31 protein-coding genes are annotated in these 24725 nt (G+C 35.6%); 19 read left to right on the plus strand and 12 right to left on the minus strand.

All coding sequences use genetic code 11. The annotated features are described in order from the left end of the window. Positions 1–151: 151 nt before the first annotated feature. Complete coding sequence (locus tag M0Q20_RS02780) at positions 152–1354, minus strand: FAD-dependent oxidoreductase (protein ID WP_295058629.1); 1203 nt, start codon at positions 1352–1354, stop codon at positions 152–154. Between the two features lie 56 nt (positions 1355–1410). On the opposite strand from M0Q20_RS02780, the gene M0Q20_RS02785 reads away from it, so the two are divergent. Beyond that, positions 1411–2322 (plus strand): class I SAM-dependent methyltransferase, encoded by a 912-nt coding sequence (locus M0Q20_RS02785; RefSeq protein ID WP_295058631.1) that lies wholly within the window; start codon positions 1411–1413, stop codon positions 2320–2322. Between the two features lie 12 nt (positions 2323–2334). Here M0Q20_RS02785 and M0Q20_RS02790 read toward each other — a convergent pair whose 3' ends face one another. Then, a complete protein-coding gene (locus M0Q20_RS02790) occupies positions 2335–2892 on the minus strand; it encodes a DJ-1 family glyoxalase III (RefSeq protein ID WP_295058633.1) in 558 nt (185 codons plus the stop codon). Positions 2893–2973: 81 nt separating this feature from the next. On the opposite strand from M0Q20_RS02790, the gene M0Q20_RS02795 reads away from it, so the two are divergent. The 13 genes from M0Q20_RS02795 (at position 2974) to M0Q20_RS02855 (ending at position 14595) form a co-directional block, all read left to right on the plus strand. Beyond that, on the plus strand, positions 2974–3840 hold the full coding sequence (locus M0Q20_RS02795) for a decaprenyl-phosphate phosphoribosyltransferase (RefSeq protein WP_295058634.1): 867 nt from the start codon (positions 2974–2976) through the stop codon (positions 3838–3840). Continuing rightward, on the plus strand, positions 3837–4226 hold the full coding sequence (locus M0Q20_RS02800; RefSeq protein WP_295058636.1) for a GtrA family protein: 390 nt from the start codon (positions 3837–3839) through the stop codon (positions 4224–4226). Before M0Q20_RS02795 ends, M0Q20_RS02800 begins: the two co-directional genes overlap by 4 nt. Before the next feature lie 3 nt (positions 4227–4229). Further along, on the plus strand, positions 4230–5522 hold the full coding sequence (locus tag M0Q20_RS02805) for an FAD-binding oxidoreductase (RefSeq protein WP_295058637.1): 1293 nt from the start codon (positions 4230–4232) through the stop codon (positions 5520–5522). Beyond that, on the plus strand, positions 5519–6250 hold the full coding sequence (locus M0Q20_RS02810) for an SDR family oxidoreductase (RefSeq protein WP_295058639.1): 732 nt from the start codon (positions 5519–5521) through the stop codon (positions 6248–6250). The genes M0Q20_RS02805 and M0Q20_RS02810 overlap by 4 nt, the downstream gene beginning before the upstream one ends. Beyond that, positions 6247–7734: a glycosyltransferase family 39 protein gene (locus M0Q20_RS02815; protein ID WP_295058641.1), complete on the plus strand. Its 1488-nt coding sequence runs from the start codon at positions 6247–6249 to the stop codon at positions 7732–7734. Before M0Q20_RS02810 ends, M0Q20_RS02815 begins: the two co-directional genes overlap by 4 nt. Further along, positions 7731–8309: an HAD family hydrolase gene (locus tag M0Q20_RS02820; RefSeq protein WP_295058643.1), complete on the plus strand. Its 579-nt coding sequence runs from the start codon at positions 7731–7733 to the stop codon at positions 8307–8309. Before M0Q20_RS02815 ends, M0Q20_RS02820 begins: the two co-directional genes overlap by 4 nt. A gap of 67 nt (positions 8310–8376) precedes the next feature. After that, positions 8377–8964 (plus strand): Wzz/FepE/Etk N-terminal domain-containing protein, encoded by a 588-nt coding sequence (locus M0Q20_RS02825; RefSeq protein ID WP_295058644.1) that lies wholly within the window; start codon positions 8377–8379, stop codon positions 8962–8964. A 77-nt stretch (positions 8965–9041) separates the two neighbouring features. Beyond that, the gene (locus M0Q20_RS02830) at positions 9042–10100 is read left to right on the plus strand and encodes a quinone-dependent dihydroorotate dehydrogenase (protein ID WP_295058645.1); all 1059 of its coding nucleotides are present in this window, start codon (positions 9042–9044) and stop codon (positions 10098–10100) included. A gap of 43 nt (positions 10101–10143) precedes the next feature. Further along, positions 10144–11403 carry a pitrilysin family protein gene (locus M0Q20_RS02835; RefSeq protein WP_295058646.1) on the plus strand — a complete coding sequence of 420 codons (1260 nt, stop codon included), beginning with the start codon at positions 10144–10146 and terminating at the stop codon, positions 11401–11403. Continuing rightward, the gene (dapA, locus tag M0Q20_RS02840; protein WP_295058647.1) at positions 11400–12293 is read left to right on the plus strand and encodes a 4-hydroxy-tetrahydrodipicolinate synthase; all 894 of its coding nucleotides are present in this window, start codon (positions 11400–11402) and stop codon (positions 12291–12293) included. Before M0Q20_RS02835 ends, dapA begins: the two co-directional genes overlap by 4 nt. After that, entirely contained in the window at positions 12274–13062 is a 789-nt protein-coding gene (locus M0Q20_RS02845) for an enoyl-ACP reductase (protein WP_295058648.1), read from the plus strand. Before dapA ends, M0Q20_RS02845 begins: the two co-directional genes overlap by 20 nt. A 34-nt stretch (positions 13063–13096) precedes the next feature. Further along, positions 13097–13999, plus strand: coding sequence for a uroporphyrinogen-III synthase (locus M0Q20_RS02850; RefSeq protein WP_295058649.1), 903 nt, complete (start codon positions 13097–13099; stop codon positions 13997–13999). Between the two features lie 71 nt (positions 14000–14070). Further along, the gene (locus tag M0Q20_RS02855) at positions 14071–14595 is read left to right on the plus strand and encodes a hypothetical protein (protein ID WP_295058650.1); all 525 of its coding nucleotides are present in this window, start codon (positions 14071–14073) and stop codon (positions 14593–14595) included. Between the two features lie 40 nt (positions 14596–14635). Here the strand turns inward: M0Q20_RS02855 and M0Q20_RS02860 are convergent, their stop codons facing one another. Then, entirely contained in the window at positions 14636–15325 is a 690-nt protein-coding gene (locus M0Q20_RS02860) for a MerR family transcriptional regulator (RefSeq protein ID WP_295058651.1), read from the minus strand. Between the two features lie 225 nt (positions 15326–15550). Here M0Q20_RS02860 and M0Q20_RS02865 point away from each other — a divergent pair, with 225 nt between their 5' ends. The 4 genes from M0Q20_RS02865 to M0Q20_RS02880 all read left to right on the plus strand — a co-directional run bounded on the left by M0Q20_RS02865 (position 15551) and on the right by M0Q20_RS02880 (position 17591). Then, a complete protein-coding gene (locus tag M0Q20_RS02865) occupies positions 15551–16111 on the plus strand; it encodes an OsmC family protein (RefSeq protein WP_295058652.1) in 561 nt (186 codons plus the stop codon). Between the two features lie 94 nt (positions 16112–16205). Next, entirely contained in the window at positions 16206–16559 is a 354-nt protein-coding gene (locus M0Q20_RS02870) for a DsrE family protein (protein ID WP_295058653.1), read from the plus strand. Beyond that, the gene (locus M0Q20_RS02875; protein WP_295058654.1) at positions 16556–17071 is read left to right on the plus strand and encodes a hypothetical protein; all 516 of its coding nucleotides are present in this window, start codon (positions 16556–16558) and stop codon (positions 17069–17071) included. The genes M0Q20_RS02870 and M0Q20_RS02875 overlap by 4 nt, the downstream gene beginning before the upstream one ends. Next, positions 17061–17591 carry a TlpA disulfide reductase family protein gene (locus M0Q20_RS02880; protein WP_295058655.1) on the plus strand — a complete coding sequence of 177 codons (531 nt, stop codon included), beginning with the start codon at positions 17061–17063 and terminating at the stop codon, positions 17589–17591. Before M0Q20_RS02875 ends, M0Q20_RS02880 begins: the two co-directional genes overlap by 11 nt. Before the next feature lie 64 nt (positions 17592–17655). On the opposite strand, the gene M0Q20_RS02885 is transcribed toward M0Q20_RS02880, so the two are convergent. The 3 genes from M0Q20_RS02885 to M0Q20_RS02895 all read right to left on the minus strand — a co-directional run bounded on the left by M0Q20_RS02885 (position 17656) and on the right by M0Q20_RS02895 (position 19313). Beyond that, positions 17656–18081, minus strand: a complete 426-nt coding sequence (locus M0Q20_RS02885) for an Hsp20/alpha crystallin family protein (protein WP_295058656.1) — start codon at positions 18079–18081, stop codon at positions 17656–17658. Positions 18082–18093: 12 nt separating this feature from the next. Continuing rightward, complete coding sequence (locus tag M0Q20_RS02890; protein ID WP_295058657.1) at positions 18094–18540, minus strand: Hsp20/alpha crystallin family protein; 447 nt, start codon at positions 18538–18540, stop codon at positions 18094–18096. Positions 18541–18626: 86 nt separating this feature from the next. Then, positions 18627–19313: a Crp/Fnr family transcriptional regulator gene (locus M0Q20_RS02895; protein ID WP_295058658.1), complete on the minus strand. Its 687-nt coding sequence runs from the start codon at positions 19311–19313 to the stop codon at positions 18627–18629. Positions 19314–19427: 114 nt separating this feature from the next. Between M0Q20_RS02895 and M0Q20_RS02900 the strand changes: the two genes are divergently transcribed. Next, positions 19428–19727: an MTH1187 family thiamine-binding protein gene (locus M0Q20_RS02900; protein WP_295058702.1), complete on the plus strand. Its 300-nt coding sequence runs from the start codon at positions 19428–19430 to the stop codon at positions 19725–19727. An 18-nt stretch (positions 19728–19745) separates the two neighbouring features. Here the strand turns inward: M0Q20_RS02900 and M0Q20_RS02905 are convergent, their stop codons facing one another. From M0Q20_RS02905 to M0Q20_RS02930, 6 genes are all read right to left on the minus strand, one after another. Next, the gene (locus M0Q20_RS02905; protein ID WP_295058659.1) at positions 19746–20507 is read right to left on the minus strand and encodes a slipin family protein; all 762 of its coding nucleotides are present in this window, start codon (positions 20505–20507) and stop codon (positions 19746–19748) included. A gap of 3 nt (positions 20508–20510) precedes the next feature. Continuing rightward, positions 20511–21806 carry a nodulation protein NfeD gene (locus tag M0Q20_RS02910; protein ID WP_295058660.1) on the minus strand — a complete coding sequence of 432 codons (1296 nt, stop codon included), beginning with the start codon at positions 21804–21806 and terminating at the stop codon, positions 20511–20513. Between the two features lie 84 nt (positions 21807–21890). After that, complete coding sequence (gene amrS, locus M0Q20_RS02915) at positions 21891–22916, minus strand: AmmeMemoRadiSam system radical SAM enzyme (RefSeq protein ID WP_295058661.1); 1026 nt, start codon at positions 22914–22916, stop codon at positions 21891–21893. 72 nt (positions 22917–22988) lie between these two features. Beyond that, positions 22989–23618 carry a methyltransferase domain-containing protein gene (locus M0Q20_RS02920; RefSeq protein ID WP_295058662.1) on the minus strand — a complete coding sequence of 210 codons (630 nt, stop codon included), beginning with the start codon at positions 23616–23618 and terminating at the stop codon, positions 22989–22991. Between the two features lie 9 nt (positions 23619–23627). Then, complete coding sequence (locus M0Q20_RS02925; RefSeq protein ID WP_295058663.1) at positions 23628–23900, minus strand: DnaJ domain-containing protein; 273 nt, start codon at positions 23898–23900, stop codon at positions 23628–23630. Next, complete coding sequence (locus M0Q20_RS02930; protein WP_295058664.1) at positions 23897–24685, minus strand: glycerophosphodiester phosphodiesterase family protein; 789 nt, start codon at positions 24683–24685, stop codon at positions 23897–23899. Before M0Q20_RS02930 ends, M0Q20_RS02925 begins: the two co-directional genes overlap by 4 nt. Positions 24686–24725 lie beyond the last annotated feature (40 nt).

The raw sequence follows: 24725 nt of genomic DNA on the forward strand, positions 1-24725 counted from the left end.
AAGCTAAAATCGATATGTTAATCCAAAAAAGAGATGAAGCAAAAAAAGCAAAAGATTTCGCAAGTTCGGACAAACTCCGTGATGAGATTTTAGCCTTTGGTGTTAGCATAATGGATACTGCGCAGGGGACTTTTTGGGAGAAGGTGTAGCCTCACCTCTCCTTTTTTATTCTATTTTTATATCCCGCGTTTATGCGAAGGCGAAGTCCAAAATAGTAAACCTTCGTAATAGCCTTTTTTAGAAGATATGCCACGTATCCACTCACTTTTATAAAACCAAACAACTCGCCAACAGAGTATTTTCCACCTAAGGCTATAAAAATCCCAAGCATACTTGCATCAAACGGCTTGACTCTCTTTTTGTTTATTTTACTTATTATAGCTTCTGCCGCATACTCTGCACTTCTCTCAGCACTCTGCGCCGTAGGAGGAAGTATCTCTCCTTTTGCATCTTTTATTTCAACGCAATCCCCTACTGCAAAGACATTTCCTCGTGTATCTATACTTAGATCTCTATTTGGAATAAACTGAGAGATGCTGTTTTTCTCTACATCCAGCGAGTCGTTTAAATCTGATGCTTTTATACCGCCTGTAAAAATCATAGAGTGATATTTTAGTTTTTGAGAGTCTTTAAAGTAGATATAACTCTCATCCATCCTATCTATAAAAGTCTCAGTTAAGATATTTACATCTAAAGACTCTAACCTTTTTTGGGTATTTTTTATAATAAACTCGCTCATGCCGGGTAAAATAGTTTTACTCGCATCTATGAGATAGATTTTTATGCTTTTTACCCTATCTCCGATAGTTTTTTTATACTCCTCTATCACATGTGCCATCTCAGCTGCAACTTCTACACCGCTTAATCCTGCCCCGCCTATGACTAAGTTTATATCTTCGCTCTCTTTTGTATTTTGCAGTTTTTTATATATTAGATTTTCAAATTCAACTCTAAAATTAAAAGCTCTATGAAGATTTTTTACTCCATAGCTGTGCTCTTTTAACCCCTCTATAAAGGAAAAAAAGTTTGTTTTCGCACCTGTTGCTATGATTAGGTAATCATAATCTATTACAGAAGAAGCGCTCTTTACTAACTCTTTGTCAAAATCAACACTTACTACTTTGTCATGAATAAACTTGACCCTACCTTCAAAGCCGTCACACCACTCTTTTAAGTCAATTGCCAAGTCATGCATATCAAATTTGCCTGCAATATATCCATAAGCTTCAGTTTGAAGATAGTGATATGGGTTTTCATCAATTAGAACGATGTCTATACCGGCATCTTTAGATAAAAACTCAACAGCCCTAAGCCCTCCGTAACCTCCGCCGATAACAACTACTTTTGTATTCAAGTTTTGCCTTTTAGTGCATTAATAGCTAAAATTATACAAAAAAAATCAGGCATAAAATGGATATAGATAAATTAAAAACTCTTCTTGAGAAAAACTCGGATGGATTAACAGATGAGTTTAAGAGAATTTTTCATGGCAGAGGCGGTTTATATGAAGGTTGGAGGCATCTAACAATAGACTCGGTAGATAAGATACTCAGCGTGGCTATATATTTTAAAGAAGCAAATGAAGATGCGCTTTTAGAGATGCTAAAGGATTTTGTAAAAACTTCAAGACACACAACTTTAGTAGTACAACGAAGATACATAAAAGGATCTCTAAGTGAAGTTTTAATCGGGGAGCTTCAAGAGAATCTTTTTGCTCTTGAAAACGGTATAAAGTTTAAACTAAATCTTCTATCAAACCAAAACAGCCTCTACTTTCCTGACATGAAAAACGGCAGAGATTTCGTAAGAGAAAACGCCAAAGATAAAAATGTTCTAAACCTCTTCTCTTACACTTGCGCTTTTAGCGTTGCGGCAAAACTTGGAGGTGCACAGAGTGTCTCAAACATAGATATGAGCAAAAGCGCACTCTCGGTAGGACGCTCAAACCATCATCTAAATGACATTGATACAAAAGGTGTCAGTTTTTTACCATACAACATATTAAAATCGTTCTCTCGCATCAAAAAAAAGGGACCTTTTGATTTGATTATCATCGACCCGCCGACCTTTCAAAAAGGGAGCTTTGAGGCAACAAAAGATTATGAGAAGATTATAAAAAAATTACCGGATATTGCGTCTGATGATTGCATACTCCTAGCTTGCCTAAACTCGCCTGATTTAGACTCAACTTTTTTGATAGAGCTTATACAAGAGTTTGCTCCCGATTTTAGACTTATAGAGCGTCTTGAAAATCCAAAAGAGTTTGCAAGCCAAGATGAAGAGAGGAGTCTTAAAAACCTAGTTTTTAAAAAAACTCTCTAAAGCATAAAAGAGTTAGTTACAGTACTCAGCCAAAAGAGCAGATTTAACATCAAGATACTTCTGATTCCCCTTTAGCTTTTTAACAATCTCAAGCGCAAAACAAATAGCCGTTGCGGGTCCGCGTGATGTCATAACATTGCCATCCTCAACTACCATCTTCTTATCACTAAAACCATCCTCTCTAATCTGCTCCTCTATGCTCGGATAGCATGTATAGTTATGTTTAAGCACGCCCGCTTTATGTAGAGCAAGCGGCGCGGCGCAGATAGCTCCTATATTTTTGCCTTTTTCATCCATCTCTTTGAGTATAGCCTGTACACGCTTATCATCACGAAGAGCAACCGTTCCATCCCATCCTCCGGGTAGGACTATCATATCAAGAGAATCTACATCAACGTCTTCTATCTTAGCATCTGCCAAAACAGTGACGTTGTGTGCACCTTTAACTGCACTTTTATCATCCAAAGAAGCTATAATGACCTCTATTTCTGCCCTTCTTAATACATCTATAATATTTATCGCCTCTATCTCTTCAAACCCATTTGCCAACGGCACTAAAACTTTGCTCATATCTCTCTCCATATATGTAATATTTCCTTTTATTTTATACTTATAATGTTATAATCGGCTTAAAAAGTTAAGGTTGTCTTTTTGGGTCAAATTTTCAAGCTGCTAAGAGTCCATCAATATATAAAAAATCTATTTATTTTTCTGCCTCTACTCTTTTCACTCTCATTCTTTGATGCTCAAAACTGCATAAACACCCTCTTTGCCTTCTTACTCTTTAGTGCTACTGCAAGCAGCATATATATATTTAACGACCTCTTAGATATAGAAGAAGATAGGGTTCATCCAACTAAAAAAAACAGACCGCTAGCAAATGGAAGCATCTCTAAAAAGAGTGCAATAATTTTGATGTTTCTACTCTCATCAACATCGCTCTTTTTATCCTTTATCTTCAATATAGAACTATTTGGAGTTTTATTAATATATTTTTTCTTAAACATTCTATACAGCATAAAGCTAAAACACATCTCGATTTTAGATATTTTTATAATCGCAACGGGTTTTGTGCTAAGACTCTTTGCAGGCTCGGTAGTTACTGACGTTGAGCTATCTATGTGGATAATCCTGCTAACTTTTCTTTTAGCGATATTTTTAGCTTTGGCAAAAAGAAGAGACGATGTTTTACTATCACTTGGCGGTCAAGAGACAAGAAAAAATATAGATGGCTATAACCTTGAGTTTGTAAACGCTTCGATGGTACTTATGGCAGGAGTCGTCATCCTTAGCTACATAATGTACACTATCTCCCCAGAAGTCACCCAGAGACTCAACAGTAACTACCTCTATTTGACATCTTTTTTTGTTATCCTCGGAGTTCTCAGGTATATGCAGATAACCTTTGTGGAGCAAGATAGCGCAAGTCCTACAAAGATTTTAATAAAAGATAGGTTTTTAAAAGTGACAATTATTCTGTGGCTCATTAGTTTTATAGGGATTACAAAGTTTATATGATTGCCTTTAAATATACCGTTTTTGCGCTGATATCGACTGTCGTCAATATCATGTTTCAATATCTTAGTTTTTTGATTTATGATGGTATATTGTCGCTATATGTTGCTATGTTTATGGGAACTGTTGCAGGTTTAGTGTTAAAATATATCTTGGATAAAAAATATATCTTTTTTCACACTCCAAAGAGCAAAAAAGATGACGGTAAGAAGTTCTTTCTCTACTCACTCATGGGAGTTTTCACAACTTTTATCTTCTGGGGCTTTGAGATTGGATTTGACTACATGTATGAGAGCGAAAATGCCAAATATGTCGGCGCGGTAGTGGGTCTTAGCATCGGTTATGTCGTGAAGTATTTTTTAGATAAAAAATTTGTATTTAAGGATTAAATTATGAGTTTAATTAGCTGGGGAATGTACCCAAAAATCAAAAATCAAAAATTTTCTCTAAGAGATACGAAGAGCTTACATGAGTATATTGACAACACTAGTGAGTTTATACCATTTGGAAACGGCAGAAGTTACGGAGATAGCGCCATAAACGAAAATATACTCTACTGCAAGAACTACAACAATTTTTTAGAGTTTGATGAGCAAAACGGCATCTTGACATGTCAAGCAGGCGTGCTTCTTAGCGAAATAGTTGACTCGGTTGTTAAGAGAGGCTGGTTTTTAAAGGTTACTCCTGGAACTAAACTAATAACTGTCGGCGGAGCGATTGCAAGTGATGTGCATGGAAAAAACCATCATATCGAGGGGTGTTTTAGCGAGTCTGTAGAAGAGTTTACAATTATGTTGCCAAACGGAGATACAAAAGTTTGTAAAAAAGGGGATGAGCTCTTTTATGCAACTTGCGGAGGAATGGGGCTAACCGGCGTAATACTCAGTGCAAAACTATCGCTAAAGAAGATAAACTCACAGTTTATAAAACAGACAACCATAAAGACAAAAAACCTCAAAGAGACTTTTGAGGCTTTTGAAAATCACAAAGAGATGCCCTACTCCGTTGCATGGATAGATTGTCTGGCAAAAGATGAGGAGTTAGGGAAGTGTCTGCTTATGGTAGGTGATTTTGCTGATGACGGAAACCTTGAGTACAGAAGCAAAATGAAGCTTGGCATACCCTTTAATTTTCCCTCCTTTGCCCTAAACAAGCTCACTGTAAAAGCCTTTAACTGGCTCTACTACGCAAAAGCAAAAGATGGCATCTCTAAACAAAAAGTAGGTATTGATACATTTTTCTATCCGCTTGATGCCATAGGAAATTGGAACCGCATCTACGGCAAAGGCGGTTTTACGCAGTACCAATTTATACTGCCAAAAGAGCATAGTTATGAGGGTTTAAAAGAGATACTTACTAAGATTTCTGCCTCAGGAAAAGGCTCATTTTTAGCAGTTTTAAAACTCTACGGTAAGGAGAACAAAAATTACCTATCTTTCCCAATAGAGGGCTACTCTTTAGCACTTGACTTTAAGATAGAAGATGGACTTTTTGAACTTCTTAGCGCTCTTGATGAGGTAGTAGTCAAATTCGGCGGTCGTATATATCTCACAAAAGATGTGCGAGTAAGCAAAGAGACGTTTGAGAAGGGTTATCCTCAAATAGAGAAATTTAGAGAGTACAGAAGAGAGAACAACATGGATAAGAAACTACATTCATTACAATCAAAAAGGGTGCAAATATGAGTTATGTTCTAATAATAGGCGCTAAGAGCGACATTGCAAAAGAGGTGGCTAGAACTTATGCCAAAAATGGCTACAACCTCTATCTAGCGGCAAGAGAGAGTGAGTCTTTAGGGGATTTAAAACAAGATATTGAAGTCAGAAGCGGTGTAAAAGTAGAGCTAAAAGAGTTTGATATAACAGCTTACGACACTCATGAAGATTTTTATACAAAGCTTGAGGAGAAACCTCTTGGCGTTATCGTAGTCTCAGGTTACATGACAGAGCAAAAAACAGCACAAAAAAATTGGAACGAGACTCTAAATACCATCAACGTGAACTATACAGGTGCGGTAAGTATCTTAAACATAGTAGCAAATGATTTTGAGAGTCACAGAAGAGGTTTTATAGTAGGTGTCAGTTCTGTTGCAGGAGATAGAGGTAGAAAAGCTAACTATATTTATGGAAGTGCTAAAGCTGCTTTTTCAACATATCTAAGCGGTCTTAGAAACAGACTATATGAGTGCGGCGTACAAGTCCTCACTGTAAAACCCGGCTTTGTAAACACTAAAATGACTGAAAATCTTGATCTGCCGGAAAAACTTACAGCACAGCCTCAAGATATTGCAGAAGATATATTTAACGCGCAACAAAAAGGCAGAAATATTCTCTATACAAAAAGCATCTGGATGCTTATAATGCTAGTCATAAAACATATCCCAGAGTTCATATTTAAGAAAATGAGCATATGATAAAGAGTTATCAAAAAGAGATTAACACCCTCTTTGCAATCTTTGCTCTTAAGATTTTAATTCTTATACTTCTGCCATTAACGGGCGATGAAGCCTATTTTATTAAGTGGGCAGACAACTTAAGTATGGGCTACTACGATCACCCTCCAATGGTCGGTTGGGTTATTTATCTTATGAGTTATATCAGCGATTCTCATATGTTTTTCAGGCTATTTGCCGTCATCACCACATTTGTTACCGCTTTTGTCATCTACAAAATCGCCCTTCTTTATAAAGTTGAAAAAAAGAGTGCTTTTTATGCAGCGCTTATTTTCTTGGCTTCCCCTGTTGACATACTGCTTGTGCTTATGACAAATGATGTCGCCCTGCTCTTTTTTAGCTCGCTAGGAACTCTCTTTCTACTCTATTCGCTTGAGAAAAAGGAGTGGCTGAGATACGCTCTTCTTGCGGGTATATTTTTAGGTTCTGCATTTTTAAGTAAATATTTTGCACTCTTTTTAATGTTATCGCTGCTTATATTTTCACTCTATATCTACAAGTTAAAAGCTATAAAAACTGTACTTGTTGTTACTGTCCTTGCATCACTCTTTATCGCCCAAAATCTTTACTTCAACTACAACAGTTGCTGGAACAACATACTCTTTAACTTCTTTGCAAGAACAGAAGATAGCAGCTACTCCATCGGTACAGTTCTTGGCTATTTTGGACTTATTTTATATATATTAACTCCTTGGGGAGCCTACTATTTACTAAAATCTAGATTCCAGAGAACGCAACTACTTAAACTACTTATCTCCATCCTCAGCCTTGCTTTTTTTATCTTTTTGGTAGTCTCGCTAAAAAACAAAATAGGACTTCACTGGTTTTTAATTTTTATACCGTATATATTTTTACTCTTTGTATTTTTAGAGAGTAAAAAATCTGCCAAGCTTTTTAAATACAACGCTATTTTTACATTTGCTCATGCAGCAATTGTTCTTATTATTTTACTTCTTCCTACGTCACTGCTAAAGGAGCATAAAAAATATTCCGATATCATCATGTACACAAAGCCGCAAGCTATATGCAATGAGCTTGATGCTTTTGACGATGAGAGAATTTTTACATACAGCTACTCAACTGCCTCAGTTCTCTCACACTACTGCAAAAAAGAGATAACGGTTCTATTTAACAACTCAAAATATGGCAGATTTGATGACAAACTATTGGATGTTAGAACTCTAGATAAGAGCGATATAACTCTGTTTAACAAAAGAGAGATTAATGAGAAGCAGCTCCAAGAGGTCTGCAGCTCCTACACACTAAATAGTTTTAAAGTTGAAGGTGCAGATTTTTTTGCAGCCTCATGCCAAAAGTTTAACTATGAAAACTACAAAATGCTATATCTTGATTTTCAAAATGAGAAGTTCTATAATATCCCCAAATGGCTTCCGATTGGCAGATGTTACTTTAAAGAGAGATACTACAGCGGTGAGAGTAGATGAATTTAGCACTCTTTGATTTTGACGGCACACTTACTACAAAAGACTCTCTTGATGAGTTTTTAAAATATAGCGTAGGCAAAAAAGAGTACTTCATTAAGATGTTTAAGTTTCTTCCCTATTTGGTTCTTTGGCAAACAAAAATCATGAGTAATAGTGCAGCAAAAGAGCATCTTTTTAGAATCTTTTTCAAAGGTGTAAGTGAGGAGCTTTTTAAAAAAAGAGCTAGAGATTTCTCTCATGAAAAGCTTGATTTGATTATAAATCAAGAGAGGTTAAATATCTTAAGAGAGCATCAAAGTAACGGCGATAGAGTCGTTATAGTCTCCGCTTCAATGCAGTGTTGGCTACAGCCATGGTGTGATAAAAACAACATAGAACTTCTCTCAACTCGGCTTGAGTTTAAAGAGGGAGAATTTACCGGCAGGTTTTTAACTAAAAACTGCCACGGTAAAGAGAAAGAGAGTCGCATAAAAGAGTTTTTAAAAGTAGAAGATTATAAAGTAGTTTACGCTTACGGAGACAGCTCAGGAGACAAAGAGATGTTAGAACTTGCACATAAAAGCATCTTATATTAGGCAAGAAAGATAAAAGGTGTATCTTTGTATTATTCTATTTTTATATGTAAAATAAAGGAAAACAACTATGAACAGTAACAGCAGTTATGCTATACAAAAAGATGAGATAGATTTAAGAGAACTTTTTAAAACTCTAATAAAACATAAAACAAAAATAATTTTAATAACTTTAGTGGTTACTCTTGTTGCTACTGTTTATGCTTTAATGAAAAACCCAACACCAATTTATCAAGGTAAAGTTTTAGTAGAGATAGGTGAAATTCAGAGTGAGAATTTTGGAACTAGCTATTTTGATAATCCTAATAATTTATCCGCTGTAATATCTACTCAATTTAAAAACTTATCTGCTTCCACTCCCAGAAGTACAAATAAGTTACTCGAACTTGCTACTTCAAACAGCAACAAAGATTTAATAAAAAGAGATTTAAATAAAGCTGTCTCTTTTATACTAGACAGACATAAAGAAAAAGCTAATTTTTATAGTAACTACATAATGACAAAACAGATTGGCGATATAAATATAGATGATTCTCCAATAAATGCACCAAAGAAAAAACTTATCATAGCTGTTGCTTTTATAACAGGGCTAATTCTCTCAATATTTTTGGTATTTTTTCTTGAATTTTTAAGAAATGAGAAAGAACACTTAGTATAATAGCCAAGAGCATCAACTCTCCTTTACCTTTTTTGAGTATAATCACTAAATTTTAATAAAGCTAAAGAGGCAACTTCATGATAGATTACCGGACTATAAAACCTTGGCTATTTAAGCTCGAACCTGAGAGTGCGCATCATCTTGCGGAGTTTGCACTTAGATTGCCAAATATCTGTCAGATACCTTTTAACCCCTTTTTACAATCCCACTTTATAACAAATAATATCCTAAAGCAAGAGCTATTTGGGCGTACATTTTTAAATCCGGTGGGTCTTGGTGCAGGGTTTGATAAAAATGCGACCATGATTCGCGGTATGCAGATTTTAGGATTTGGTTTTACAGAGATAGGCACCGTTACGCCAAAGCCTCAAGAGGGAAATCCAAAACCTAGAATGTTTAGACATATTGAGGAGCAAACTATTCAAAATGCGATGGGCTTTAATAATGACGGACTTCTAAAAGTTCAAAAAAGATTAAAAACAAGATTTCCTTTTACTACTCCTATTGGTATAAATATAGGGAAGAATAAAGTCACCCCCGATGCTGAAGCTATAAACGACTACACAACTCTCATAAAAGCTCTACATGAACTAGGTGATTATCTGGTAATAAACATCTCTTCACCAAACACTCCCGGTCTTAGAGATTTACAAAATGAGGAGTTTATAAAAAGACTCTTTTCTGAGACAAAAACCATAACAAGCAAGCCTATACTACTAAAAATTGCACCCGACATGAGCAAAGAAGATGCGGTGTCATTAACAAAACTAGCAGTAGAGTGCGGTGCTAATGGTATAATAGCTACAAATACAACTATTGACTACTCACTTGTAAAAAACCCAAAAGATATAGGCGGACTTAGCGGTGCAGTGCTTAAGGAAAAGAGCTTTGAGATATTTGAAGCTGTGGCAAAAGAACTCTTTGGCAAAACCACACTTATCTCCGTCGGCGGAATTGACTCTGCTAAAGAGGCATACAGACGCATAAAAGCCGGTGCTTCTCTTGTTCAAATATATAGCGGACTTATTTTTGGCGGACCAGATTTGATAAAAAATATAAATATTGAGCTCACAGAGCTAATAAGAGCTGATGGATATACTAATATCACACAAGCAATAGGCGCGGATAGAAAATAGCATGAAAATTTTTTTAGCACTCACACTAATCTTAGGAACACTAATGTCATCTTCACTACCAAAATATGAAACAAAAACTCTTAAAAACGGACTGCAAATCGTTGTTATTCCACTAAAGAACAACACAAATGTTATCAGTACCGATATTTTTTACAAGGTCGGAAGCAGAAACGAAGTTATGGGCAAAACGGGAATAGCTCACATGTTAGAGCACATGAACTTCAAATCTACAAAAAATCTAGATGCCGGTGAATTTGACAAAGAGGTCAAAAGCGTAGGCGGTATTAATAATGCTTCTACAAGCTTTGACTACACACACTACTACATAAAATCAAGTACAAAAAATCTTGATAAATCACTTGAGCTCTATGCAGAACTTATGCAAAATCTAAATCTCAAAGATAAAGAGTTTCAGCCTGAACGCGACGTAGTGGCAGAAGAGAGACGCTGGAGAACAGAAAACTCTCCGCTTGGCTATCTCTACTTTGCAATGTTTAACAACGCTTACGTTTACCATCCGTACCACTGGACACCGATTGGTTTTATGAACGATATTCAGACATGGGCACTTCAAGATATTAAAGATTTTCACAAAACTTACTACCAGCCAAACAATGCCATTTTAATGGTAACGGGCGATGTTGATCCAAAAGAGGTCTTTAAAAAAGCCAAAAAAGAGTTCGGAGATATTAAAAACGGAACTACAATCCCTGAGTTTAAGTTTGTAGAGCCAGAGCAAGATGGTCCAAAAAGAGTCATAATTAAAAAAGAGAGTGAAGTTGAAATGATTGCTATTACATTTCATATTCCTAACTTTAAACATAAAGACCAAGTGACACTTAGTGCAATTTCTGAAATACTATTTTCGGGAAAAAGCTCTAGACTCTATAAAGAACTCATAGACAAAAAACATCTTGTTAATAGTGTTTATGCTTACAATATGGAAAATATAGATCCGGGGCTTTTTATATTTTTAGCTACTTGTAACCCGGGAGTAAAAGCTGAGGATGTTGAACATGAGCTTATAAAACAGATAGAACTTATAAAAAATAAGCCTGTGTCACAAAAAGAGCTTGAGAAGGTAAAAATAAACTCAAAAGCGGACTTCATCTACTCACTAGAGAGCTCAACCTCGGTAGCAAACCTTTTTGGAAGCTACCTTGTACGTGGAGATTTGACACCACTCTTAACATATGAAGAGAATATTGAAAAAATCAGACAAGAAGATGTACAAGAAGTTGCACAAAAGTACTTTGATTTTGACAAATCAACAACACTAATTTTAAAAAAGGAAACTAGATGAATATAGTAACAGGTTCAACGACTGCGCTAATTACTCCATTTAAAAATGGAAAACTGGATGAACAGACTTATGCGGATCTGATAAAAAGACAGATTAAAAACGGCATAAATGCAGTATGTCCGGTTGGAACTACCGGTGAGAGTGCTACTCTTACTTACGAAGAGGATAAAAGATGCATGGAGATAGCCGTAGAGGTCTGCAAAGGAACTGATACAAAAGTTCTTGCGGGCGCAGGAAGCAACTCAACCGCAGAAGCAATAGAAGCCGCAAAAACAGCACAAAAGTGTGGAGTTGATGCAATATTTTCTGTTGCACCCTACTATGTTAAACCGTCTCAAGAGGGACTGTACCAACACTACAAGGCTGTTGCCGAATCTGTTAGCGAACTCCCTTTTATGCTATATAATGTACCGGGGCGTACCGTTGTTGACATAACTGCCGATACCGTTATAAGGTTATTTGATGATGTTAAAAACATATACGGCATTAAAGAAGCGACAGGAAGCCTTGAGAGAAGCGTGGAACTTCTCTCGCGCAGACCTGAACTTAAAGTTTTCTCAGGTGATGATGCTATTGACTACCCTATGCTTGCTAACGGCGGAGCAGGCATAACTTCTGTTTCAGCAAATCTACTTCCCGATTTAAAAAGTGAGTTGGTACGCCTTGCTCTTAGTGGTGATTTTAAAGCCTCAAAGGCTATAAATGACAAGCTTTTTTCAATCAACAAAGCTCTATTTATAGAATCAAACCCTATCATGATAAAAGCCGCTATGTATATTGCAGGATTACTCAAGACTCTAGAGTACAGACTTCCTCTTGTTGCTCCTAGTGCGCAAAATATGAAAAAACTAGAGAGTGCTATGAAAAATTATGAAATTAAAGGATTATGAAATGAGAGGAAAAACTCTATTTGTTAGTGGCGGAACTCGTGGAATCGGCAAAGCAATCGTATATGCTTTTGCTCAAGAAGGGTGTGATGTGGCATTTACTTATGCAACAAAAGCGGATACTGCAAATGAGATAATTGCTGACATAGAATCAAAATATGGCGTTAAAGCCCGTGCTTACAAACTAGATATTTTAGAACCGTTAACTTACCAAGATGTATATAAACTTTTTGATGAAGATTTTGACAGACTAGACTTTTTTATATCAAACGCTATTATCTCCGGTCGTGCAGTAGTCGGTGGATTTGGTCCTTTTATGAGGCTTAAGCCAAAAGGTTTAAACAACATCTACACTGCAACTGTTGATGCTTTTGTAGTCGGTGCACAAGAGGCTGCTAAAAGAATGGAAAAAACAGGTGGCGGAAGCATTATAAGCATGAGCTCTACCGGTAATCTTGTATATACCCCAAACTATGCAGGGCATGGAGCAAATAAGGCGGCTGTTGAAGCTATGGTTCGTTATGCAGCTGCAGAGTTAGGTGAAAAAAATATACGCGTAAATGCGGTAAGCGGTGGACCGATTGACACTGATGCGCTAAAGGCTTTTCCAAATTATGAAGAGGTCAAGAGTGAAGTGATACGTCGCTCCCCACTATCTAGAATGGGGGTTGCAGAAGATTTGACGGGCGCATGTCTGTTTCTTTGCAAAGATGGCTCATCTTGGCTTACCGGACAGACTATCGTAGTTGACGGTGGAACTACATTTCAGTAAAAATATTTACTAAGATGATGTTATTATCTCTACCATGAAAAACATAGAAAAACTTATTGAGCCTTTAAATCTTATCTATTATGAGTATGAAAAGAGCAGTAACTCTTTTATACTCGATAGAACCTATTCAAATGATCACATATTTGAAGAACTTATCAAAATAACATACTTGTTAAGTAAACATAATATAAATTTTTTTGTGGATGAGAAAAAATCACTTGTACTAAATGCAAAAGATAATGTTTTTTCAAAAATTAAAAGGTACATTAGCTCTTTTGTTGAAAACATACGAAATAGCACTTTAAATATATATGTACTAAATGATAAAAAAGTAAAATGGGCGAAAAACCTCCCTGTTATTAAGATTGAAACTATAAAAACTGAAATCAACTTTTCAAAATATGATGCTATTATCTTTACCTCTAAAAATGCTATTTTGTCTCTAAACTCATACAATAAGTCGTGGAAAACAAAACCCATTTATGCTATTGCTCCTCAAACTGCTAAGGTTGCAAGCAACTTAGGTGCAAAAATAAAATTTGTAAGCAAAGAAAAACATGGAAACGAGTTTGCAGATGAGTTAGTTCCTCTTTTGAAAAATAAAAAAGTACTCTACATAAGAGGTTCAAAAGTTGTTTCAAATCTAGTAAATACGCTTAATACAAGCGGCGTACTCTGTGATGAGGCAATTGTTTATCAAACAGTCTGTGTAGATATTAAAAAAAAGATAAAACTTCCAAAAAACTCCGTAATTATCTTCTCCTCCCCCTCTACCATAGAGTGTTTTTTAAAAAATGCACTATGGGATGAGAGCTATAAAGCGGTCTCAATCGGGCACACTACAAAAAAATATTTTCCACCCAATATAATTCCCTATGTCTCTGAGACTACATCTTTAGACTCTTGTGTAAAAAAAGCGATTGAACTAAGCCGATAATTTTAAACTATTTAGTTTTCATTGGATATAGGGCTGTATAATGAAGGCACCACATCTAAAGGGGAACATATATGAAAACAGTAACAAAAGTTGCATTACTTTCTTTAATGCTAAGCGTGTCAGCAGTAGCAGAGCCAAATCTTCCTGCTCCTATACAAGACGTAGTTAAAATGGAGAAAATAGCTGGTCCTGCAGGGGCGTTTGTAGGAAAAGAGAATTTTCCAAAAGACTACTTTTTAATACCAAAAAACCTTCCTTACCTAGTTGGAATGACGCTTTATGACCCATCTAGCTCTAACTTGGAGTTATCACAAGAACAAATTGACGCCATACTTAAAATAAAAACCGAGTTGATGGCAGAGGCTGCAAAAAAAGCTCTTGTTATTAAAAAACTTGAACTTGATTTAATGCAAAAAGTCTCTTTTGAGCATAAGAGTCAAAATGTAACAGCGCTATATCCTGCTGTCGATGAAATAGCAAAGCTAAGAGCTGAGCTGACAAAATTACATCTAGGCTGCATTGAAAAAGTAAAAGCCGTTCTTACTCCTGAACAGTTTGAAGAGATGCTTGATTATGGTGTAGTAAATATGTTTTAAAGTTTCTTGCCTTACGGCAAGAAGCTAACAAGATGCTATTTTACATCGGTTTTTCTGCTTCTTTAGATTCCAATACCTCATTTTTCAAGTCATTAAGAAGTAGTTTATAAGTGTGTCTTTTAAAAATATACTCTTTTGCATTAAAAAAAGTCTCAAACATTATATTCCAAACACTTGAGAAGTTTTCATCAGTTCTTGCTTCACATAGTTGAAGTTTTATAAGATGATCAAGTTTACTTAGTTTGTTTGCATGTAAGGCATAAGATTTTAAGATTTCATAACTAACACCAACTTTTTGATAATTCATAACTAACTCTACAATAGAGAACTCTTTTTCTGTAAAAGAATCACTTGAGGTTGGTACTAAAATAGAGTCTTTTAGGAGTTTTTCTACTAAGTCTTTGTCTAAATCAAATTTTTTTATAAATTGTTCTTTAGTAAAATATTCTACGTATGAGGGCAGCCCGCTTAAAGTATTCATTAGCGGCTCTAACATTTGAAATGAGCTAGAAAAAGATTTATTTCTATTTTGTATAGAGTAGCGTATCTGCTCGATTGAGCGCCCTAGTTGTTTTTGCATATACTGAATATATTTTATAAGCTCAATATGTTCATCACTATAACGGTGCACATTTGATTTAATCTTTTTTGCTTGAGGAAGTAAACCCTCTCGAATATAATAGAGAATAGTTGATTTTGGCACATCTGTTTTTGCAACTAATTCAGACATTTTATACTCCATTATTACCTCTTTAAATCTTTTTTTAGTACTACAAATTATACCCTATCGTTTTGTAAAGTTCAGTTTAATACCCATTGTCATAGTTCAAGATAAAACATACAATCCTATTTATTTTCATTTAAGCCTAGTTAGATTAAAATTAACGTTAACCTTCACTTAACGTTTTGAATCAAAATCTGTTTTCTATAAGGCAAATTTAAAAAAGGAAGTAGCATGAGCGCTAAAGCAAATATAAAAAATGGGGTCAATGTTGAGAACTTAATAGGAACAATTGAGGCAATTAAAGAAGATCCTGAAATAGCAAAATTTCAATTTCGTTCTCAGACAAATTGGATTAGCGGTGGTCATTGTCAAACTAAAATCAAAGATTTTTATGGAGCTAAAACAGAAAACACCTCCCGCAAAAAAGCATTAATCATAGAGGGAGATGAACCGGCTATTTTACTTGGTTCAGACAATGGAGCAAATGCGGTAGAAGCCTTGCTGCATGCTCTGGCTTCTTGCTTATGTACAGGGTTTGTTTATAATGCTTCGGCTCAAAATATAACTATTAAATCTTTACAATTTAATCTAGAAGGCGACATTAATCTAGAAGCCTTTCTTGGACTCTCAGATGCAAATAGAGCAGGCTATGAAAATATCTCAGTAACTTGCATTGTAGATGCGGATGCTTCCAAAGAGGAGCTAGAAAAATTATTTGAATATGTCAAGAAAACATCTCCTGTTTTAGATATGATTAGTAATCCTGTACCTGTTTGGCTAAAAATGGTATAGATAGATTTAGTACTAAAATGTGGAAGCATAAAAGCTATTTAAAATTCTCAAACATCCATGAGTATGCCCACAAAAATAATTAGGAGAAAATAAAATGGTTACTATAGTATTAAACTATCAGCCCTATGATGGGAGTGATATTACTTGGAATGCCTTGCGTTTGGCAGATACGCTTCATAAAAATGGAGAAGATGTTAATATATTTTTGATGAATGATGCAGTCGATTTGGCAAGAGATAAGAGCATGAAGCCGCAGAGTTATGATTATGACTTAGTCGATATGCTAAAAAAAATGTATGCTGATGGTGTTAAGCTTCAAGCATGCGGTACATGCAATGCGCGATGTGGTATTTTTAAAAATGAGCCTTACTTTGATGAGAATATCTCTTCAACTATGCAAATTTTAGCTGAGTGGGTAATTAAAAGTGATAAGGTACTTACATTTTGAATAAGACAGTATTATTAATATTTTTCGCCATTGTAGGTATCTCAACAGTTAGTTTTGCCGAGCAAAAAACAAAAGATGGCGTTACATTTACGATAAATCAGATAAATGCGACTGCTGTTGGTGCCTTTTATATTGCTAGGGGATTTAGTTTAGAAGAGATTGAACCTTACTCTGAGACTTGTGTCTATACAACTACTTTAAAAAATAACAATGAAATAGATACTATTCATTATCTTCGCAAAAATTGGTTTGCTACAAAAGATGGCATTTCATACCCTATAAGAACAAATGATTATTGGCTAGAAGCAACTAAAGCAAATCCATCTGCATGGATAGCTTTTAGATTAGCCCAAATGCCGGAGGAGCAGGTGTATGAGCCAAAAGGTGATTGGAATCAAGGGATGTTGTCTGTAGATTTACCATTAGGAAGCAGCTTTGATATAACGGTAGTTTGGGATGTAAAAGGTAAACATCATGAACTTACAATAGAAGGAATTAATTGTGTTAAATAATATATATAAATCACTAATAATTTTAGCTTTATTGGGTGCATTAAACTTAAAAGCTAATCAAGCAGGATTAACAAAACACTTTACGGAAGTCTCTCCATCAAAAGTTGCTCCAAGTTTAAAACTAGAAGATACAGAAGAAGAGATTATAAATATAGAAGATTTAAAAGGTAAAGTTGTCATAGTAAACTTTTGGGCGACTTGGTGTCCGCCTTGCAGAAAAGAGATGGGTTCACTTGAGAGATTATACTCAGGTTTAAAGGACAAAGGCGTAGTTGTCTTAGCTGTAAATGTCGGGGAAGATGAAGATCCTGTGCTCTCATTTATGAACGACGTAGAACCACCCCTAACCTTTAATGTTCTCTATGATAAAGATTCAAAAACTATGCAAAAGTGGGGAGCAATTGGACTGCCAAGCACATTTGTAGTAGATAAAAAAGGAGATATTGTTTATAAAGCCATAGGCGGAAGAGATTTTGATGATAAGAATATTTTAGATAAAATCATCTCTTTATTGAAGTAAAAAGTATAAAATCCCGCTGCCAATCTTAATATTATTTTATTAGATTGAGGCGGAATTTTCAACACTATTTTATATCGATTTTTTTCGCTTTTTTAGACTCTGCTTTTTCAAGGGTTATATATAACCTACCGTTTTCATACTTTGCATCTATGTTATCTTTGTTTATATTCTCAGATACTGCAAAGCTTCTAGAGAACATTCCGAAACTTGACTCACAAAGGTAATAATCATCCTCTTTTACTTCGTTTTTATATTTTCTTTGCGCACTTATAGTCAAGTATCCATCTTCTACTTTTATGTCAATATCCTCTTTTTTAACACCCGGTAAATCAACCTCTATGCTAAAAGTATCATCTGAGTGCTTTGCCAAGTTAGCAAAAGGTAGATGTCTAGCCACATTGTCAAATGTATCTTTTACGACATCCATCCCTTTTTCAACCTTCTCTTCAACTTTATTCATAAGCTTTTTTGAACTTTTTACAATATCCATAATTTGCTCCTATTACTTAATCTCTATTTTTTTAGCAGAGTTTTTTATAACTTTAAGTTTTGGGATTATAACTTCAAGTACACCATCTTCACAAGCTGCTCTTATGTTTTCTGCATCTATATTCTCAGGAAGAGTAAAGCTTCTTTGAAACTTACCGTAGCTACTCTCTACTCTGTAATAATCCTCCTCTTTAACCTCTTCTTTTGTCTCTCTTTTTCCGGATATACAAAGAGTATTATCTTCAACGCTTATATCTATATCCTCTTTTTTAACACCCGGTAAATCAACATCTACATGATAAGCCTCTTTGCCTTCTCTTGTATTTACCGAAGGTTTAAAGTCAGCCAAAGCGTCACTCTTGCTCACATCTTCTAGGGAGTTTAAAAAATCATTAAAAAAGTCAACTCCTACTCTTCTTTTATATGACTCTGTGGGAGTTAAATATCTTGAAATCAACATTGCTATCTCCTTGATAAATAATATATTTACTCAAACTCTTTCGTTTAAGTTAGAGATATTATATACCATTTAAAAAATAAGTTATGCTACTTATGTAGCATTTTAGTTGTTTTTTCAAGAAGTTTTTCAACATTTATAACTGTTATGTTTTTTCTGCTTGTTTTTATTACTTTTTCCTGTTTTAACTCTTTGATTGCTCTCTCGATTACATGCCTAACAGTTCCAAGCAGTTTAGATATCTCGCCGTTTGATAGGTTGTTTAGTAGTTTATACTTAAAATGGCTATTTGGATTAATACTCTCGACAAGCAGATGCATTAATCTCTCCTTTACGCTATATAAAGAGAGCTCTGTAGCCAAATTCTCAGTATATCTTATTTTAGAAGCTACATACGGGAAAAAAAAATTCTTAAAAGATGTACTACCGTTGACCCAAAATCTAACTTTTTCTATTGGCAGTCGTAAAACTATGCAATCTTGTAAAACTTCATATATAACCTCATGCGGCTCTTTATCTAGAAGAGATACGATATCAAACATATCCCCTCTTTGATAAATAAAAAGGGTTTGTTCTTTAGAGTTCTCAAAATTTATCTGATATGTTTTTATCTTCCCGTCTAGGACTATATAAAAATATTTCAACAAATCATTGCTTAGAAAGGGAGATGTGCCTTTTGCATACTCCAGAGTTTCTGAATAGTTATAAAACTCCTCTTCAAACTCCTTATCTATGTTATCAAAAATCTCAATTTCTAATGATTTTTTTTTATCCATATCAAGCCCTTTGCTACTAAATAATTAAAGAAATATATATTTTACCATTGTTTGATATAATTAAAAAATCCAACAAAGGAGACCCCCTTGACAAGCGTATTATTAGAGTTTAGCATGTTCCCCACATCAGATGAGTGCAGATACGGCTCATCAGTTTCTAAGCAAGTCGCAAAAGTTATAGACGCAATAGACAAATCAGGCGTGGCATATCAGCTAACTCCTATGGGAACCGTAATTGAAACACAGAGCATGAAAGAAGCTCTTGCTATCATTGAGTTAGCGTATGAACAACTCCAAGAGTGTGATAGAGTCTACTCATCTTTGAAGTTTGACATTAGAAAAAATACAAAAAATAGACTAAAAACCAAGATTGTTTCTGTTGAAAAAACTCTAAATAGAAAAATAAACCACTAAAGGAGCAGCTAAAGCTAGCTACTCCTTTATACTGCTTCTAAAAAACCTACTAAAGTCTGTAGGAAACGGAAAAACTATAGTGTTTGTCTTATCGCTTGAAATATCACTCATAGTCTGGAGATAACGAAGCTGTATTCCCAAATCATTTTGACTAAGTTTATTTGCAGCTTCAAGAAGATTCTCGCTCGCTTCAACCTCTCCTTTTGCATTGATGACTTTTGCACGACGCTCACGCTCTGCTTCTGCCTGCTTTGCAATTGCACGAACCATACTCTCATCAAGGTCAATATGTTTAATCTCGACATTGGAGATTTTAATCCCCCACGCATCGGTCTGTTTATCTAAAATCTCCTGTATATCGTGGTTAAGGCGTTCTCTCTCAGCTAGCATCTCATCAAGCTCATGTCCACCCAAAACAGAGCGAAGAGTAGTTTGTGCTAACTGGCTTGTAGCCATATTAAAATCCTCGACCTGAATGATTGCTTTTTGCGGATCAATGACACGATAATACACAACTGCGTTTACATGCACTGAGACATTATCTTGGGAGATAACATCTTGAGAAGGAACATCCAGAACAATTGTCCGTAAATCTACTCTAACCATCTGCTGAATAAACGGAACTAAAATAATAAGTCCCGGTCCTTTTATGCCCGTAAAACGCCCAAGTGTAAAGATTACACCTCTTTGATATTCACGCAAAATACGAATAGCAACTGCTAAAAAAGCAACTACAAAAAATAGCACATATATTATTGCTATATTAAAATCAAAAAACATTACTTACTCCTTTACTGGTTTGACACTTAAAACAAGTCCATTAAGTTCTACAATCTTAACTCTCTGACCAACAGTTAGTTTATTTTTACTCACGGCACTCCATATCTCTCCTTGATAACGTACTGTATAACCTCTTTCATTAGATTTTATTACCTCAACTTCTGCGCCAATCATATCCTCTGCACCGCTTACTAATTTAACTTTTCTTGAGCTTAAAAAAAGTTTTATTATAAATATAAAAAAAGCAAGGCTTGATATTGCAAAAGCTATAACTAGCGGTATTGAGATAGTATGTCCAAGCGTATCTGCATCAAAAAGCAGAAGTGAACCAAATGTAAAAGCGATAACTCCTCCAATACCAAGCACACCAAAGCCAGCAACAAAAACCTCTGCTATCATAAAGGATATCCCTAATAGTATAAGCAACAATCCTGCATAGTTAAAAGGTATCATATTTAGTGCATATAGTGCGATTACACCCGAAATAGCCCCTACGACTCCAGGAAAAATAGAACCGGGATTCATCAACTCAAAAAATATACCGTATATTGCTATAAGTATAAGAATATAGGCAATATTTGGGTTTGTCACAGTAGATAAGAACTTGATTTTCCAATTAGCTTCAAAATTTTCTATCAGAGCACCTTTACTCCTAAGAACTATGCTTTTGCCCGAGATAATTAGCACTCTGCCATCAAGTTTATCTAGTAACTCATTTGTATCTTGGGCAATTAAATCAATAACACCATACTTTAGAGCATCATTTGCAGATAGACTTTCTGACTCCTCTACCGCCGAGAGTGCCCATGAGATATTTCTATCATTTAGCTGCGCTAAACTTTTAATATATGCCAAGGAGTCATTTATTGCTTTTTTCTCAAGCGTTGAGGTGGAACTACTATTTAAATCATTTGGCTTTTGCGTAGGCATTAAGTTAACCGGAGTTGCAGCTCCCAAGTTAGTAGCAGGCGACATAGCCGCAACATGAGAAGCATAAAGAAGATATGTACCGGCACTTGCAGCTCTAGCACCTTTTGGAGAGACATAAGTGATAACGGGTATGGGGCTATTTGTAATATCTTGAATCATTTGACGCATAGATGAAGAGAGACCACCGGGAGTATCTAGCTCTATTAAAATCATGTCGGCACTTTTTTCTTTTGCAAAAACCATGCTATCTTTTAGATACTCACTACTAGCCGGTCCTATTGCACCTTTTATCTCTAGTTTTACTACAAGAGAGCTAGTTGCAAAAAGCGGTAAAAGAGTTAATAGAAATAAAAAAAATAAACGTACCATATTTCAACCCTTTACAAGTTCAAAATAACACTTAACACTACTCAATCATAACCAATAAGAGTTAACCAAACTAAAAAGAGTACTTTAGTGCCACACTCCCTCTAACATGTAGCTACAATATGGGCACTTACCGTTTTCATCAAGTTCATTTGTTACAAACTGTCCAATATTTCCGCTTCTATTAATTACCCTGTTTTTACAGCTTGGACAATATGTAGATTCAAAATCTCCATTATCTACATTACCGACATAAAGATATTTCAGCCCCTCCTCTTGACCTATCTTATAAGCACGAAGGAGAGTTGATTCTGGAGTGCGAGAGACATCAAGCATCTTGTAAGTTGGATGAAACGCCGAGAGATGCCACGGTATAGCCGTATCAAGCTCTGCTATAAATTTTGCTATGCTTCGTATCTCTTCATCAGAATCATTTTTGCCGGGAATGAGAAGCGTTGTTATCTCTATCCAAATTCCCTTCTCATGAGCATATTTTACAGCTTCAAGTACGGGCTTTAGTCTTGCACCGCAAATCTCTTTGTAAAACTCATCTGAAAAACTCTTGATGTCGATATTCATTCCATCTATATAAGGTTCAAGTAGATCAATTGCTTTTCTTGTCTCATAACCGCTTGTTACATAGATATTTTTTATCCCTTTTGCATGGGCGAGTTTTGCCGTGTCATAAGTGTACTCAAAAAAGACTATCGGCTCATTGTAGGTGTATGCAATTGACTTGCAATCGCTCTCAACTGCCGCTTCAACAATTTTTTGGGGAGGAAATTCACGACCGACTATTTTATGTCCATGCTCCTTTGGATATTGCGATATATCGAAGTTTTGACAAAACTGACATGAGAGATTGCACCCAACCGTTCCTACCGAAAATACTCTGCTCTTTGGCAAAAAATGGAACATCGGTTTTTTCTCTACCGGATCAATATTTACTGCAGCTGCTAGTCCGTAAACAAGGAGTTTAAGCTCCCCATCTTCAACTTTTCTAACCCCGCATATACCGTACTCACCATCATCAAGCTTACATGCATGCGCACATGCCTGACACAAAATCTTACCACTATCGAGCTTTTTACTAAGCCATGCTGTTTGTGACATCTTTTGCTCCTTAATTTTACTTCATAAATTGAAACTGAGGCTTGGCACTTTCGTGTCAGACTCAATAAGTTATCAATAAATCAGCGGAACGAATCTGAAGCCGTAATGCTCGTTACTATAAAAGCTTCCATCCGCTTTTTTTATAATTTCAAAAACTGAATTTTGAATCGGAATAACAAGTTTTCCGCCGACTTCTAACTGCTTAATAAGCTCAAGCGGAAGTTCATCCGCCGCCGCTGAGACTAAAATACGATCAAACTTCTCTCCGACTACGCCTAACTCCTCTTTAGCTTCTACTATCTTAGCATTTTTAAATTTATACTTCTTTAAGTTGCCGCTTCCAAATTTCACAAGCTCACCAACTCTCTCAACTCCTACAACAGAGCCACCCTCTCCTGCAATATAAGCTAAAAGCGCTGTTGTCCATCCTGAGCCGCTTCCTATATCTAAAATTCTATCTCCCTCATTTGGCAAGAGCATCTCAAGCATCATAGCTACAGTTCTTGGCTGAGAGATTGTTTGTCCATTACCTATACTAAGAGGATAATCTGCATAAACATCAATAGAATCTCTATCTGATACAAAATCTGCTCTATCTATATTTCTAAAAGCTTCTATAATCCTACTTGACTTAAGTGCACCGACATCGACAAGATAATCAACCATTTTGTTGTTTGCCTCTTTAAAATATCCATCAATCATGCTTGCTCCTTAAAAGTTATAAAACCAATCTTTTGATTTTCTTGAAAAAGGGTTTTGCGTATAAAACTCATCCTCGTCAAAAGAGAATCTATAGTTTTGCATATACTCATCTACTAGCTTATATGCTTCATTTATCTCTTTAAACTTCTTTTCATTCCCCTCAGGCATATCCGGATGATAGATTCTAGAGAGCTCAAGGTACCTCTCTTTAAGTTCGGATTGTGTTATACGCGTCACAATATCTAAGACTTCTAGTGCCTTTTGTAACTCTTCATAATTCATATATCATACCTCTGCAACTTGTTGTCTAAAGAGTCACTAAATATATAATTTACACCCATCTCAAAGAGCTCCTTTGCGCGTTTTGGGTCATTAACGGTATAAACACCTAGAAAAAACCCTGCTTCTCTTAGCATTTTAACCGTTTTTTCATCTACTGATTTATCATCAAAATGGTAAGCATCCACTTTCAATTTTCTTAAGTACTCAAGGAGATTGAAAGCACCTCTTCCCTCAACCAAAGCAGCTGTAGGCACATCAGGAAGTCTCTTTTTAAATGCTCTCATATACTCATGTCTAAAAGATGAGAGTAAAATATTTTGCCGACTTCCACTATCTTGTATCTCTTTTACAATCGACTCTACAACAATTATATCCTCAAAACAGTCACTTATATCTTTAATCTCTACATTCATAAAGATATCGTTGGCTTTTATAAACTCCAGCGCTCTCTTTAGAGTAAGAAGTGGCTCTTTATGGTTATCATCTCTGTAAAACCAGCTTCCGTAATCTAGCATAGAGAGTTCTTCAAGAGTAAAGTTGCAAACTCTATATGGCTCTTTATCTTTAAAAGCGGCAATTTTTGCTACATCCGTGGTTCTCTTTAACGTATCGTCATGCATGACAACCCCAACAGCATCTCTGCTTAGCTGTACATCTATCTCAATAAAATCGCATCTGCCAATACTCTCTTTAAGAGCCGTTAACGTATTTTCAGGAGCAACCAAGCGGGCACCTCTATGAGCGGCAACAAGAGAAGTGTGATTTAATAGTTCCAAGAATTTCATACACTATTCTATCATTTATTTCATACCAACTCTGCTTTTG

This window comes from Sulfurimonas sp., from assembly GCF_023229025.1.
In the GTDB taxonomy this organism is placed as follows: Bacteria; Campylobacterota; Campylobacteria; order Campylobacterales; family Sulfurimonadaceae; genus Sulfurimonas.

Bases quoted from the DNA above. Each gene is read 5' to 3' on its own strand.
- M0Q20_RS02890 (WP_295058657.1), bottom strand. From the start codon at position 18,540: ATGTTGATTTCAAGATATTTAACTCCCACAGAGTCATATAAAAGAAGA.
- M0Q20_RS02910 (WP_295058660.1), bottom strand. From the start codon at position 21,806: ATGGTACGTTTATTTTTTTTATTTCTATTAACTCTTTTACCGCTTTTT.
- M0Q20_RS02810 (WP_295058639.1), top strand. From the start codon at position 5,519: ATGAGTTATGTTCTAATAATAGGCGCTAAGAGCGACATTGCAAAAGAG.
- M0Q20_RS02855 (WP_295058650.1), top strand. From the start codon at position 14,071: ATGAAAACAGTAACAAAAGTTGCATTACTTTCTTTAATGCTAAGCGTG.
- M0Q20_RS02815 (WP_295058641.1), top strand. From the start codon at position 6,247: ATGATAAAGAGTTATCAAAAAGAGATTAACACCCTCTTTGCAATCTTT.
- M0Q20_RS02885 (WP_295058656.1), bottom strand. From the start codon at position 18,081: ATGGATATTGTAAAAAGTTCAAAAAAGCTTATGAATAAAGTTGAAGAG.
- M0Q20_RS02785 (WP_295058631.1), top strand. From the start codon at position 1,411: ATGGATATAGATAAATTAAAAACTCTTCTTGAGAAAAACTCGGATGGA.
- M0Q20_RS02925 (WP_295058663.1), bottom strand. From the start codon at position 23,900: ATGAATTATGAAGAGTTACAAAAGGCACTAGAAGTCTTAGATATTGTG.
- dapA (WP_295058647.1), top strand. From the start codon at position 11,400: ATGAATATAGTAACAGGTTCAACGACTGCGCTAATTACTCCATTTAAA.
- M0Q20_RS02820 (WP_295058643.1), top strand. From the start codon at position 7,731: ATGAATTTAGCACTCTTTGATTTTGACGGCACACTTACTACAAAAGAC.
- M0Q20_RS02895 (WP_295058658.1), bottom strand. From the start codon at position 19,313: ATGGATAAAAAAAAATCATTAGAAATTGAGATTTTTGATAACATAGAT.
- M0Q20_RS02835 (WP_295058646.1), top strand. From the start codon at position 10,144: ATGTCATCTTCACTACCAAAATATGAAACAAAAACTCTTAAAAACGGA.
- amrS (WP_295058661.1), bottom strand. From the start codon at position 22,916: ATGTCACAAACAGCATGGCTTAGTAAAAAGCTCGATAGTGGTAAGATT.
- M0Q20_RS02805 (WP_295058637.1), top strand. From the start codon at position 4,230: ATGAGTTTAATTAGCTGGGGAATGTACCCAAAAATCAAAAATCAAAAA.
- M0Q20_RS02870 (WP_295058653.1), top strand. From the start codon at position 16,206: ATGGTTACTATAGTATTAAACTATCAGCCCTATGATGGGAGTGATATT.
- M0Q20_RS02845 (WP_295058648.1), top strand. From the start codon at position 12,274: ATGAAATTAAAGGATTATGAAATGAGAGGAAAAACTCTATTTGTTAGT.
- M0Q20_RS02865 (WP_295058652.1), top strand. From the start codon at position 15,551: ATGAGCGCTAAAGCAAATATAAAAAATGGGGTCAATGTTGAGAACTTA.
- M0Q20_RS02900 (WP_295058702.1), top strand. From the start codon at position 19,428: ATGTTCCCCACATCAGATGAGTGCAGATACGGCTCATCAGTTTCTAAG.
- M0Q20_RS02790 (WP_295058633.1), bottom strand. From the start codon at position 2,892: ATGAGCAAAGTTTTAGTGCCGTTGGCAAATGGGTTTGAAGAGATAGAG.
- M0Q20_RS02825 (WP_295058644.1), top strand. From the start codon at position 8,377: ATGAACAGTAACAGCAGTTATGCTATACAAAAAGATGAGATAGATTTA.
- M0Q20_RS02920 (WP_295058662.1), bottom strand. From the start codon at position 23,618: ATGATTGATGGATATTTTAAAGAGGCAAACAACAAAATGGTTGATTAT.
- M0Q20_RS02830 (WP_295058645.1), top strand. From the start codon at position 9,042: ATGATAGATTACCGGACTATAAAACCTTGGCTATTTAAGCTCGAACCT.
- M0Q20_RS02850 (WP_295058649.1), top strand. From the start codon at position 13,097: ATGAAAAACATAGAAAAACTTATTGAGCCTTTAAATCTTATCTATTAT.
- M0Q20_RS02860 (WP_295058651.1), bottom strand. From the start codon at position 15,325: ATGTCTGAATTAGTTGCAAAAACAGATGTGCCAAAATCAACTATTCTC.
- M0Q20_RS02930 (WP_295058664.1), bottom strand. From the start codon at position 24,685: ATGAAATTCTTGGAACTATTAAATCACACTTCTCTTGTTGCCGCTCAT.
- M0Q20_RS02800 (WP_295058636.1), top strand. From the start codon at position 3,837: ATGATTGCCTTTAAATATACCGTTTTTGCGCTGATATCGACTGTCGTC.
- M0Q20_RS02905 (WP_295058659.1), bottom strand. From the start codon at position 20,507: ATGTTTTTTGATTTTAATATAGCAATAATATATGTGCTATTTTTTGTA.